We start from the raw sequence: 12,137 nt of genomic DNA, 5'->3' as shown, positions 1-12,137 counted from the left end.
GCGGCGCCGAGGGCGATCAGCCCGGATCGGCGGCGCCGGTGAGACAGAGCCACGATGACCTATTTGTGTCGAGAAGTGGTACGCACCACAGCATCGACGCAGAGCCCACACCAACCGCGTACCGCACCCCGTCGCACTTACGCCATGGCGCAACCCCGCCACGCCTGCCCCACCCTCCCCCGCACCCCGCCCCGATCCCCGTCGATCTTGCACTTTCTGTCGCGACCAAAGCCGCGAATCAGGACGCATCGACAACCGCAAGTGCAAGATCGGCGGCGGCGAGGAGGGCGGGCAGGGGCGGGTGAGGGAGGGAGGGAGGGAAGCTAGGGGGTGGGGCGGGTCAGGGTGGCGAGGGCGTCCAGTTGGGTGGGGTCGGAGAGGGCGGAGCCGACGGCCACCACGCGTACGCCCGCTTGCAGGAACGCGCCGGCGTTGCCGGCGTCGAGGCCGCCGGTGGCGACGAAGCGCAACTGCGGCAGCGGGCCGGCGACGGCCTTGAACCAGGCCGGGCCGAGGGCGATCGCGGGGAACGCCTTGAGCCAGGTGAGGCCGTGCCGCAGTGCCTGTTGGGCCTCGGTGGGGGTGGCCACACCGGGCAGGTGCGGCAGGCCACGCGCGGCGGCGGCGTCGGCGACCGCGAGGTCCAGGCCGGGCGCGACGGTGAACCGGGCGCCCGCGTCGGCCGCCGCGGCGACCTGTTCGACGTCGAGCACGGTGCCGGCGCCGACGATGCGGTCCCGCTCGGCCCCTGCCTCGACGGCGGCCCGCAGCGCCGGCACCGCGTCGGCGGTGGCCACCGGAACCTCCACCACGTCGATGCCGAGATCCCAGGCACGCTCGGCGAGCCGAACGGTTTCGGCGACCGGCAGGCCGCGCAGGATCGCCATCACCCGGGCGCCGCCGAAGATGTGGTCGAAGTCCGGTGTGGTCATGGTGCACTCCATCCGAGGTCGCGGTGGGACTCTTGCTGCTGGTCGGGTCGCAACCCGGCGGCCCGACTCAGGTCGTCGCGCCCGGGTCGGTCAGGTCGAGCGGCGACCAGGCGTCGGCGGGGGCGTCGATGAGTTTCTCGAACCAGGCCCACGGCGGGACGGGGGCGTTGTCGCCGCTGCTGGTCAACGCCTGCGCCGCGACGAGGTGACCGAGGCGCAACCGCCGCATCGGGTCGAGGCCGCGTAGCAGCCCGGCCAGGTAGCCGGCGGCGAAGGCGTCTCCGGCGCCGACCGGCTCCACCACCGTCACCCGGGGCGCGGGCACGAAAACCGGTTCGCCGTCGCGGGCCAGTGCGGTGGCGCCCACCGCGCCGTCCTTGACCACCACCGTCTCCGGATCGGGCAACAGCTCACGTACGGCCGTCGGGTCGGTGGTGCCCCAGAGGGTCTCCGCCTCGTCCTGCCCGACGAAGACGAGGTCGCAGCGGTTGGCGAGGTCGCGCAGCACCGGCGCGGCCTGCTCGGCGGACCACAGCCGGGCCCGGTGGTTGACGTCGAAACTGACCAACGCCTGCGCCAGCGGCCGGTCGGTCACCGCGTGCTCGACCAGCGCCCGACAGGAGGCGGACAGCGCCGGGGTGATTCCGGACAGGTGCAGCACCCGGGCACCGGCCAGCGCCGGATCGGCCAGCGTGGCGGGGTCCATCCGGGCGGCCGCCGACCCGGCCCGGTAGTAGTGCACGGCGGTCCCCTCCGGGCCCGGGTCCTTGACGTACAGGCCGGTGGGGGCGGCCGGGTCCACGCACACCTGGTCGACGCGGACGCCGGCGGCGGCGACGTGCCGGACGACGGCCCGGCCGAAGGGGTCATCGCCGACCCGGCTCACCCAGGTCGTCAGGTGTCCCAGGCGGGCCAGGTAGCCGGCCACGTTGGACTCGGCCCCACCGACCGAGACAGCGACCCGCTCGGCGCGCTCCAGCGGCTCACCCGGCGCGGGGCAGAGCACCACCATCGTCTCCCCCACCGCTGCCACCTCTATCGACGGAAGGCCGGCCGGAACACTCGGCTGGTCAGGTCGGGCGGCGGTCGGCATCGGGCACACGTCCTCGGGGCGGGGGTGCTGGGCGTCGCCGAGCCTAGGTGTCCCGCGCGGGACGGGCAACCCGTCGCACGTCACACCTCGGCGCTCAGGGCAACGTCAGCCCGTACGCGGCCAGCACCTCCGCGATCGGCTGGTAGTAGGTGGTGCCGCCGGAGGTGCAGTTGCCGGTGCCGCCGGAGAGGATGCCGAGGATCCTGCCGGTGGAGGCCACGTAGAGCGGTCCGCCGCTGTCCCCCGGCTCGGCGCAGATGTTGGTGCGGATCAGGCCGTAGATCACGCCGGTGGCGTAGTTGACGGTTTGGTTGAGACCGGTGACGGTGCCGCAGCGCACGCCGGTGGTGCTGCCGCTGCGGCACACCGCCTGACCGATGTACGCGTTGCCGGGGCCGTTGATGGTCAGCAGGCCGGGGTAGGTGTAGACCGCGCTCGGGTGGGCGATCCGGCCGGTGTAGCGGATCAGCCCGTAGTCGTTGGTGGGGTAGCTGGTGGCGGTGCGGGTGCCGAGCACTGTGGTCTGGGCGCTGTCGGCGTACCAGGTGGCGGCGGCAGCGGTGCAGTGCCCGGCGGTGATCACGTAGTAGGTGCTGCCGCTGCGCGCGTTCGCGCCGAGCGAGCAGCGCGCACCACCGCCGCCGTAGATGCCCTGCCCGCCGGCGATCAGGGGACGCAGCGTTCCCGGTTCGCGGCGCAGCAGCACGCCGGCCCGGTCGGTCACCGCCCGCAGTGCGGCCAGCTCGCCGGGGGCCACGGTGTCGTCGACGGTGAGGGTCATCCGGCCGGTGGCGGGGTCGAGACCCCAGGTGGTGCCCGCGGTGCGTACCCCGGTCAGCGTGGCCGTCGGGTCGGCGGCGGGCGCGGCGGCCCGGTCGGGGACGGCGGCCTGCGCCGCGCCGGGCGCGACGAGCAACAGGGCGGTCAGGACGAGGGCGACCAGCGGGGAGCGACGCATCCGAACCTCCGAGGAGATCGAGATTGATGGATGCGGTAAAGCATCGCCCGGCGCCCGACGCCGTGGCAACCTCCGGCCGCCCTCTTCCCCGACCGGCGGGAATCACCGATCCGGGGACGGCCTGTGTCGGGGCCGCCGATAATTCCTCGGGAGACGCGGCGGGAGGCCAGGCATGACCACCAAAGGGAATGCGGCGCTGGTACGCGGGCGGGACCAGTCGACCCGGGCGACACTGCTGGAGTTGCTCTTCGACGTGGTCTTCGTGGCCGCCCTCGCACTGACATCGAAACTGCTGTCCGAAGAGCTTTCCTGGTCCGGCGGCGCCAAGCTGCTGCTGATGCTGACCGCCGTCTGGTGGACGTGGTCGGTCACCACGACCACCACCGAGTTCTACGATCCGCAGCAACGCCCGATCCAGGCCATCCTGATGATCGCCATGGTCGGGTCGGTCGGGATGGCGGCATCGCTGCCGATGGTCAGCATCGGGCACCTGCTGCTCTTCGTGATCTCGTACGTCGGCACGCACGTGATTCGCTGCATCATCCTGGTCACCGCCCTGCACCGGCAGGGGCATCGGACGGCCCGGGAGCGGGCCACCCGGTTCCTCTTCTGGTTCACGGTGTCCGGTGTCTTCTGGGTCCTCGGCGCGCTGTCGGAGACGCCGAACTGGGGGCTCTGGGCGATCGCCATAACTATCGACCTGGTCGGCGGGGCGACCCGCTACCCCACACCCCGGCTGGGCCGGGTGCCGCTGGCGCAGTACGGGCGGACCACCGAGCACCTGGGCGAGCGGTACCAACAGTTCATCATCCTGGCCCTCGGCGACATCATCCTGTTGCCGACGCTGCAGGTCAGCCGGGGCCATCTCGATCACCTCCGGCTCGCCTCCCTGCTCTGCGCCTTTGCCACCATGCTGCTGCTCTGGCAGATCTACGTCTTCCGCGCCGGCGAGTTGTTGGTGGCGGCCGGGTCAAAGGGGGGCCGGGCGACGCGACTGGCCCCGTTCACCCATCTGGTCATGCTGGCCGGCGTGGCCGGCACTGCCGCCACCTTCGACCTGGTCGTCAGCAGGCCGACCGGAACGACGCCGGTGCCATGGCTCGTCCTGATCATCACCGGCCCCACGCTGTTCGTGGTCGGCCGTGTCCTCTTCACCCTGGCGGTGTCGTGGGTCGTGCCATGGCGGCGAGTTGCCTGGCAGCTCCTGCCGCTGCTGGTGCTGCCGTGGGCCGGCGGTTGGCCGCCGGTGCTGGTGGCCACGATCGTGGTGCTCGGGTTGGCCGGTCACATCCTGTTTCCCGGAGCGGCCCGGGAGACCACGCCGGGCCTGCGGCTGCGGCAACCCGACGACTGACCCCTGCTTGTTCAGCCGCAGTGTCCACCGGCGCTCGCCGTGGCAACCCCGGCCGCCGCCCTTCCCCGGCCGGCGGGAATCGCCCGATCCGGGGACGGGAGGCGCTCGCACCGCCGATAATCCTCGGAGACACGGCGGGAGGCCGGGCATGACCACCGGAGGCACCGCGGCACTGGTACGCCGGCCGGACGGTTCGACCCGCGCCACGCTGCTGGAGTTGCTCTTCGACGTGGTCTTCGTGGCCTCGCTCGCGCTGACCTCGACCCTGCTCGCGGAAGTCCACAACTGGTCCGACGCCCCGATGGTCCTGCTGATGCTGACCGCGATCTGGTGGACCTGGTCGGTCACCTCCACCACCACCGAGTTCTACGACCCGCAGCAGCGCCCCATCCAGGTCATCCTGATGGTCGCCATGGTCGGGTCGGTCGGGATGGCGGCATCGTTGCCGATGGTCTCCGACGGGCACGCGATGGTTTTCGCGATCTCCTACGTCGGCACGCACGTGATCCGCGGCGTCATCCTGGTCACGACGTTGCACCGGAAGCGACATCGGGCGGCCATGGTCCGAGCCACCCGGTTCTTCTTCTGGTTCGTGGTGTCCGGCGTCTTCTGGATCACCGGCGCGGTGTCCGGCACTGTGAACTGGGCCCTCTGGAGCATCGCCATCACGATCGACCTGGTCTCCGCAGCGGTCCGCTACCCCACGCCATGGCTGGGCCGGGTGCCCTTCGACCAGTACGAGCGGACCACCGCGCATCTGGGCGAGCGGTACCAGCAGTTCATCATCCTGGCCCTCGGCGACATCATCCTGGTTCCCACGCTGCAGGTCAGCCGGGGCCCGCTGGCCGGGCTCCGGGTCGCCGCGCTGCTCTGCGCGTTCGCCATCATGCTGCTGCTCTGGCAGGTCTACGTGTTCCGGGCCGGCGAGCTGCTGGAGGCTGGGGCCGGGCCGAAGTCGGGCCGGCCGGCGCGGGTGGCTCCGTACACCCACCTGGTGATGCTGGCCGGGGTGGTCGCCACGGCGGCCTCGTTCGACCTGGTCGTCACCCGACCGACCGGCACCACACCGGTGGGGTGGCTGTTACTGATCCTGGGCGGCCCGGCGCTGTTCGTGATCGGCCGCGCCCTGTTCACCCTGCTGGTGTCCATGCTCGTGCCGTGGCGGCGAATGCTCTGCCTCCCCCTGCCGCTGCTGACGCTGCCGTGGGCCGGCCGCTGGCCGCCGCTGCTGGTCACCGCGGTCGTGGCGCTTACGCTGGCGGCGCACATCCTGGTACCCGGAGCGGCCCGGGAGACCACACCGGGCCTGCGGATGCGGCAATCGGACGACTGACCCCTGCTCTTCAGGCGAAGTGTCGACCGGCCCATTCGGCGAGATCCCGGGCGCACGCGTCCACCGACTCCTGCCAGGTCCGGGCCGCGCCCTCCCCCGCCTCGTCGCTGACCTGCTTGACCAGCCGGCACGGCACGCCGGCCTGCGCGGCGGCCCAGGCCACCGCGTACCCCTCCATGTCGACCAGGTCGGCGCGCTGCGCCAACCGGTCCCGCTCGGCGTCGTCGGCGACGAAGGTGTCACCGGTCGCGAGCACCGCGCCCTCGGCGGCCAGCGACAGCGGCGCCCCGTAGGTCTCGCCGGTGAGCGTGCGCAGCAGTTCGGTGTCCAGGTCGTGCTGGAGCACCGTGGCGACCTCGTGGATGCCGGCCCAGCCAGGGCGCAACGCGCCCGCCGTACCCAGGTTGAGCAGCAGGGTCGGGCGCGGCCCGGCGGCCAGCACCGCGGCCACCGCGCTCGCGGCGTTCACCTTGCCCATGCCGGTGAGCAGGACCGGCAGCTCGGGCGGCAGGTAGCGGGCCTCCTCCCCCACGGCAAGAACCACCAACGGGCGATCGGCGCGGACCGTACCTCGAAGATTCACCGGAGCATCGTACGAGCCGACCGGTGGGCCGCTGACGTCAGTCGTCGGTGAAGCGGTACACCACGAAGTCCTTGTCCGCGCCACAGGCGATCACGTGGGTGTTCCACGAGCAGGACGAGCTGCGCACGTCCTTCAGCTCACCCAACTCGTCGACCTCCCCGGACTCGGCCCACACGCCGGCGAGCACCCGGTTGTCCGCGACCATGCTGGGCGCCTTGGCGAAGACCAGCAGGTTGCCCGCGTCCAGGCGGACCGCCACCCCGCCCCGGTCCCGCAGCACCGGCTTGCCGGCGGCGTCGAAGACCGTGACGCTCGGCTCCGGCAACTCCCGCTGGGCGAGCACCTGCTCACCCAACGGGACCAGGCCGGTCACGCCCGGAGCCGACCATTTGATCATGCGCTCACCCTCGGTGGCCGCCACCACCTCAGTGCGCGCGACGTCGTTGTTCGGCACCTGCAACAGGCAGGCCCGCCGCTCACCGCAGGCCACCAGCTCCTTCGGGCGGTACTCGTCGTTGCCGGAACGGTGCAGCACCACCGGCTCGGCGTCGGAACCCAGGTCGTACGCGAGCAGCTGGTAACCACCCTCGTTGGCGGCCACGTACAGGCGGTCCTCGTGGGCGACCACCAGGTCGTCGAGATCGGCGACGCTGCCCCACTGGCGCAGCACCGCGCCGGATGCCATGTCGAGCAGCCGCACCGACCGGTCCGCACCCACCTGGACCAGTCGCCGCCCCTTGCTCGACCAGGGGTTGCGGGGCGTGCCGTCGAGGAAGGCCGGCCCGCCCGCCGCCGCGTCGGTGCCGACCGGCCGGACCACGGTGCGGCCACCGGCGTACTGGCCGCGGGGGTTGGGCTGCGTCCACTTCGCCGAGCCGTTGGTCAGGCGCAGGCCAACCAGCTCGTCGGCGGCCCGGTCCACCAGCACCACCGTGTCGTCGGCGAAGTAGACGTCGTCGTCACCACGCAGAACACGCTGCCAGCGCTGCTCGCCGGTACGACCGTCGAGGACCGCCAGCGGTCGGGGTGTGCTGTCGCCCGGTGCGTCGGCGAGGACCGCGACCCCACCGGGGACGGCGATGACCGCCTTCCAGTCGTCGGCCCGCACGTCGGTCTGCTCGCGCCACAACTCGCGGCCGTTGCCCGCGTCGACGGCAACCACCTCCAGCCGGTCGTCGGGCAGCGGGAACGCCAGGTAGGCCCGGTCGTCGAGCACCGCCGTCCACATGTCGACCGGCCGTTCGGCGCCGGCCGACGGCCGGGACAGCTCGCGCAGCGAGTCGAACGTCAGATCCGGGTAGCGGTCCCGGGTCAGGTAGAGCGTCGCCGCGGTGGCCACCCCGGCCAGGGCCAGCACCGCGCCGAGCACCACCCAGCGCGCCCGCCGCCAGCCTGTCGCGCCGCCCGGTGGGGTCGGGGTGGCGCCGGCCAGGCCCGGCCCGGGGGGCGGGCCCGCCGGCGGGGTGGATCCCGGCCAGGGCTGCGACGGTACGACCGGCGCGGGCGCTCCAGCCGGGGCGGGCGGGCTCACCGGAGCCGGCGCGGGTGCTGCGAGCGGCGCTCCCGCGTACGCCGGGACGGGTAGCGGCTTGCGCAGCGGCAGGTCGGTCAGGGCGCCCTCGGCCACCGGCAACTCGGGCTGGTCCAGCACCGTCGGCGCGATCCCCAGCTCGGCGTGCAGCATGCGGGCCACCAGCGGGATTCGTGACGACCCACCCACGAGGAACAACCCGTCGAGCTGATCGGGGCGCAGCCCGGCGGCGGCGATGACCTCCCGGGCCCGCTGCACCGCCCGGCGCAGCAGCGGCGTGGCCACCCGCTCGACGTCCGCCCGGGTCAGCTGGATCGTCTCGGCCACTCCCGGCACCGCGACCGGGGCGACCGTAGACCGGGACAGCGTTTCCTTCGCACCACGTACCTCGTCTGTGAGCCGGACCTGGTCGCGGCGCTGCGCCGGATCCGCCGGTCGGGTGAGCCGGGCCCACTGCGCGGCGTGCCGCTCACCGACCAACTCGCCGACCCGCCGCACCAGCGCGGCGTCGAGGTCCAGACCGCCCAGGTCGGGCAGTCCGCCATCGGCGACCACGCTGAAGCCGGAGTCACCCCAGGGGTCGGCGCCCTCGTTGCGCAGCACAGCGACGTCGAGTGTCCCGCCACCGAAGTCGAACACCGCGATCGCCCCGCCGACCGGCACCGGACGGTGCAGCACCTGCGTGTAGTAGCGGGCGGCGGCCACCGGCTCCCGCAGCAGCCGGGTGCCGGGCGGTGTCGGCCCGGCGAGGGTGTGCTCGACCGCCTGCGGCCAGCCCGCCCGCAGCAGCGCGTCGGCGAGGACCTGCCGCCGCGTCGCGTCCCAGGCGGCCGGGCAGGTGACCACGGCCGGCGGCAGGAAACCCACAGCGCCCACCGCCGCCCGACCGACCGCCGCCAGCACCGCGGCGAGCAGGTCGGCCGGCGGGTACGCGCGGTCGCCGAGCCGCACTGTCGGCTCGTCCACCCGACGCTTCGGGTTCGCCTCGAACCGGGCCGGGTCGGCCTGCGCCAACCGGCGGGCGTCCCAGCCGGTGTGCAGGGTGCCGTCCGGGTCGGCGTAGACGGCGGACGGACTGAGCGGTTGACCGTCCATCAGCAGTGGACGGGTCCGCCCGTCCGGCCAGCGCAGCACCGCGACAGTGTTGGACGTGCCGAGGTCGATGCCGAGGGCGAAACCCTCGTGCTGGCCTGCCATTGCCCGATACCTCCGCCGCGACGAGGGGAACTCGACCCCGCATCGTACGCAGGCGCCGCCGCACTGCTGATCACTCGGTCCGGGATGGTCCACTGCCTCCGGTCAGCGGGTGGAGTGGACGCCCACCACCTCGTCCTCGCTGGTCTCCCCGGTCAGCTGGAAACCGAGTTTCAGGTAGAACTGCTCCGGGCCGTCCGGCCCCGGCTTCCCTACCGAGCGGGGCCGTGCAACAGGCCGTCGAGCAGCCCACGCAGGCCGAACTGGAACCAGGTGTCCAGGTCGGCGTCGGGTCTGGTCTGCCCGGCCTCGGCCAGCCACTGTCGGTCCCGGGTACGGCCGGTCCGCTCCAGCCGGGTGCGGGTCGCCGACCACCAGGCATGGTAGGTGGTGTCCCCGGGGTCACGCCGGATGAGCAGGGCCATGCCCTGGACGTAGCCGCTGAGCGCCAGGTAGGCGCGGAACGCATCGGCCGGTTCGTACCCGGCGCCGGTGAACGCCGTCACCACCCGATCGACCATGGCGAGTACCGCCGGCCCGGTCGGCGGCCGGTCAGTGGCGAGGATGGCCAGCAGCCAGGGATACCTGCGGTACATCGCCCACTCGTCCCCGGCCAACCGTTCGAGCCGTCGGCGCGGATCGCGCGGTAGTGGCGCGGTTCCGGGCGGACGGGTTGAGGTGATCTGCTCGGCCATCGCGGCGAGGAGGTCGGCCCGGTTCCGGACGTGCCGGTACACGGCGTGGGCGGGCAGGCCGGCGCGTTGGGCGAGGACCCGCAGGGAGACGGCGTCCAGACCGCCCGCGTCCGCCAGCTCGACCGCGAGGGCGACCAACCGGTGGCGCGGGTCGCCGCCGGTCGGCGCGGGCAGGTCCCGAATCCGACGCGGGCTGCTGATGGGGCCGTGCTCACGACGCCTGCGGTACGCGCGGGCCTGGCAGCGCCGGGAGCAGTAGCGGCGCGGGCGCCCCCGGCCGGCGCCGACGGGCAGTTCCGCCTCGCACTCGACACACCGGGCACTGAGCACGCCGCCTCCGGTTTCGTGTGACGAAAGCACTAAAGTCGAGCGGCCGGGCCGTCCCGATCGGCCCGGGCGGCGCGAAGCAGCCGGAGCTGACCGATCTCCGCGACGTTCTTCATCAGCTCCGAGTTGACCCAACCGATCGTGTGCGTGACGGTGTGGCCGGTCCCGTCCGGCCAGGGAAACGTCGCGAGGCGGTCGAGGTCGCTGTCACCGAGCTGGTCGAGCAGAGCCAGCCATTCGGTGCGCAGTCCACGCAGCCAGGCGACACTCGGCTCGCCCGCGCCCGGCCAGACAACGGCCGTGCGCTGCCGCGCTGATCCACCCCGGAGATGGTCCATCGCCACGGTCCACCACCAGCCGACGTGCCAGGTGAGCCAGCCGATCGTCGGCACCGGGACCGGGTCGGGTTCGGTGTCGGCCCAGTCCGGGGTCCAGGTGCCGTCAGTGCTCTGCCGCACCGACCAGCAGTGGTGGGCCGGCTCCCAGAGGAAGTCCGTGGGATCGAGTCGCTCAAGGTGGTACTCGAACAGCGACCACGTCAGGTCGAACTGCCAGCGCAGGAGGGCCAGGGGCGCTACGGACATCCGGAGATTCTGTCGGGGCACCGGCACCGCCGTCCACAAAATAACCCCACCCACCCACCTACTCGCGGTGATCATGAGGTTGGCGGGTTCCACAGAGATCGAATCACCCGCCAATCCCATGATCAACCGGTAGGGCGGGCGGGGGCGGCGGTGGGGCAGCGGTCGGAGAGGGCGTAGCGGAGCAGGACCACGTCGCCGATCTGGCGGGCCTCGGCCAGGCGGGCGCGGCGGCCCGGGTGCCAGGGGAAGCGACCCTCTCCGACGAACCGGGGCGCCCGGCCGTCACCGACGAAGAACGGGGCGACCACCAGGTGCAGTTCGTCGGCGAGACCGGCGGCGAGGAACTGGGCGTGCACCGTCCCGCCGCCCTCCACCATCACCCGCTGTACGCCCCGTGCGGCCAGGTCGGTCAGCAGCCACCCCGGGTCGACGGGCTCACCCGCGTCGATCACGGTGGCCAGTCGGCCGACCCGCTCCTCGGTCTTCTCCAACGCGCCGGTGGCGCAGTAGACGAGCCGGGCCGAATCACCGGCGGTGAAGAAGCGGGCGGTCGGGTCGAGGTCTCCCTGGGCGGTCAGGGTGACCTTGGTGGGCGAGGCGGGCCGACCGGCCGCCACCCGCTCGGCCCGGCGGCTCGGGGAGCGCACCAGCAGCCGAGGGTCGTCTCGTCGGACGGTGCCGGCGCCGACCAGGATGGCATCGCAGCTGGCCCGGACCGCGTCGACGCGGTCCAGGTCCTCCTCGTTGGACAGCAGTAACCGCTGCTCGGAGGCGTCGTCGATGTACCCGTCGATGGAGGCGGCACAACTCAGCAGCACGTACGGCCGCGTCGGGCCCGGCCGCCAGCTCATCGGGAGACGGGCCGCTCAGGAGCGCGACCCGCGAGCACATCCGCCGCCTCGACCGCCTCGGCCGCCTCGACCTCCGCCGCCTTGGCCGCCTTCGCCGCCAGGTAGTCGGCGTTGGCCGGCGAGAGGAAGACGCTGGTGAGCACCCGTTCGGCCACGTCCACGCCCAGCCGGGTCAACTGCTCGGCCTTGTCCGGGTTGCTGCTCAGCAGTCGGACCCGCGGCACGCCCAACGTGGTCAGCATCTGCGCGGCGGCGGTGTAGTCCCGCTCGTCCTCGCCCCGGCCCAGCGCGACGTTGGCCTGGTAGGTGTCCAACCCGGCGTCCTGCAACGCGTACGCGTCGAGTTTGGCGTACAGGCCGATGCCACGACCCTCCTGTCGCAGGTAGAGCAGGAAACCACCGGTCTCGGCGATCCGCTGCACCGCCTCGCGCAGTTGCGGCCCGCAGTCGCAACGTTCGCTGCCGAACACGTCGCCGGTCAGGCACTCGCTGTGCGGACGGACCAGCGGAGCCGCTCCCCCGGCGGCGAGCCGGTCCAGGGCGCCCGCCCAGTCGCCGAGGCCGAGGGCCAGGTGCTCCCGACCGTCCACCAGGCCCTTGAAGGTGAACACCCGGGCGGTCGTGGTGTAGCCATCCGGAAACGCCAGCGGCACCGTGACCTGCGTGCGGATCGTGGCAACCGGCAATGCTTCGGGCATGGGA

Annotated in this window: 11 protein-coding genes; 2 read left to right on the top strand and 9 right to left on the bottom strand. The window is 72.9% G+C overall.

Annotation, left to right across the window (positions count from 1 at the left end; translation table 11 throughout):
- Nucleotides 1–323: 323 nt before the first annotated feature.
- From KBX08_RS26300 to KBX08_RS26290, 3 genes are all read right to left on the bottom strand, one after another.
- Nucleotides 324–932, bottom strand: coding sequence for a bifunctional 4-hydroxy-2-oxoglutarate aldolase/2-dehydro-3-deoxy-phosphogluconate aldolase (locus tag KBX08_RS26300; RefSeq protein WP_210786038.1), 609 nt, complete (start codon nt 930–932; stop codon nt 324–326).
- 67 nt (nt 933–999) lie between these two features.
- Nucleotides 1,000–1,956: a sugar kinase gene (locus tag KBX08_RS26295; RefSeq protein ID WP_307850658.1), complete on the bottom strand. Its 957-nt coding sequence runs from the start codon at nt 1,954–1,956 to the stop codon at nt 1,000–1,002.
- A 163-nt stretch (nt 1,957–2,119) separates the two neighbouring features.
- Complete coding sequence (locus tag KBX08_RS26290) at nt 2,120–2,983, bottom strand: S1 family peptidase (protein WP_210786036.1); 864 nt, start codon at nt 2,981–2,983, stop codon at nt 2,120–2,122.
- Between the two features lie 172 nt (nt 2,984–3,155).
- Between KBX08_RS26290 and KBX08_RS26285 the strand changes: the two genes are divergently transcribed.
- Complete coding sequence (locus KBX08_RS26285; RefSeq protein WP_210786035.1) at nt 3,156–4,337, top strand: low temperature requirement protein A; 1,182 nt, start codon at nt 3,156–3,158, stop codon at nt 4,335–4,337.
- A gap of 148 nt (nt 4,338–4,485) precedes the next feature.
- The gene (locus KBX08_RS26280; protein ID WP_210786034.1) at nt 4,486–5,670 is read left to right on the top strand and encodes a low temperature requirement protein A; all 1,185 of its coding nucleotides are present in this window, start codon (nt 4,486–4,488) and stop codon (nt 5,668–5,670) included.
- A gap of 10 nt (nt 5,671–5,680) precedes the next feature.
- Here KBX08_RS26280 and KBX08_RS26275 read toward each other — a convergent pair whose 3' ends face one another.
- From KBX08_RS26275 to ribA, 6 genes are all read right to left on the bottom strand, one after another.
- Nucleotides 5,681–6,253, bottom strand: a complete 573-nt coding sequence (locus tag KBX08_RS26275) for a nucleosidase (RefSeq protein WP_210786033.1) — start codon at nt 6,251–6,253, stop codon at nt 5,681–5,683.
- Nucleotides 6,254–6,290: 37 nt separating this feature from the next.
- On the bottom strand, nt 6,291–8,981 hold the full coding sequence (locus tag KBX08_RS26270; RefSeq protein WP_210786032.1) for an Hsp70 family protein: 2,691 nt from the start codon (nt 8,979–8,981) through the stop codon (nt 6,291–6,293).
- 209 nt (nt 8,982–9,190) lie between these two features.
- Complete coding sequence (locus KBX08_RS26265; protein ID WP_210786031.1) at nt 9,191–10,003, bottom strand: TetR/AcrR family transcriptional regulator; 813 nt, start codon at nt 10,001–10,003, stop codon at nt 9,191–9,193.
- Between the two features lie 29 nt (nt 10,004–10,032).
- Nucleotides 10,033–10,584, bottom strand: a complete 552-nt coding sequence (locus KBX08_RS26260; RefSeq protein WP_210786030.1) for a DinB family protein — start codon at nt 10,582–10,584, stop codon at nt 10,033–10,035.
- Nucleotides 10,585–10,706: 122 nt separating this feature from the next.
- Complete coding sequence (locus KBX08_RS26255; RefSeq protein WP_210786029.1) at nt 10,707–11,435, bottom strand: dihydrofolate reductase family protein; 729 nt, start codon at nt 11,433–11,435, stop codon at nt 10,707–10,709.
- Entirely contained in the window at nt 11,432–12,133 is a 702-nt protein-coding gene (gene ribA, locus KBX08_RS26250) for a GTP cyclohydrolase II (protein WP_210786028.1), read from the bottom strand. The genes KBX08_RS26255 and ribA overlap by 4 nt, the downstream gene beginning before the upstream one ends.
- Nucleotides 12,134–12,137 lie beyond the last annotated feature (4 nt).

The sequence above is a fragment of the Micromonospora sp. H61 genome (assembly GCF_018070325.1).
Taxonomy (GTDB): Bacteria; Actinomycetota; Actinomycetes; order Mycobacteriales; family Micromonosporaceae; genus Micromonospora; species Micromonospora salmantinae.
Note: the sequence above shows the minus strand (reverse complement) of the source record. Positions and strands in the feature narration are given on the sequence as shown.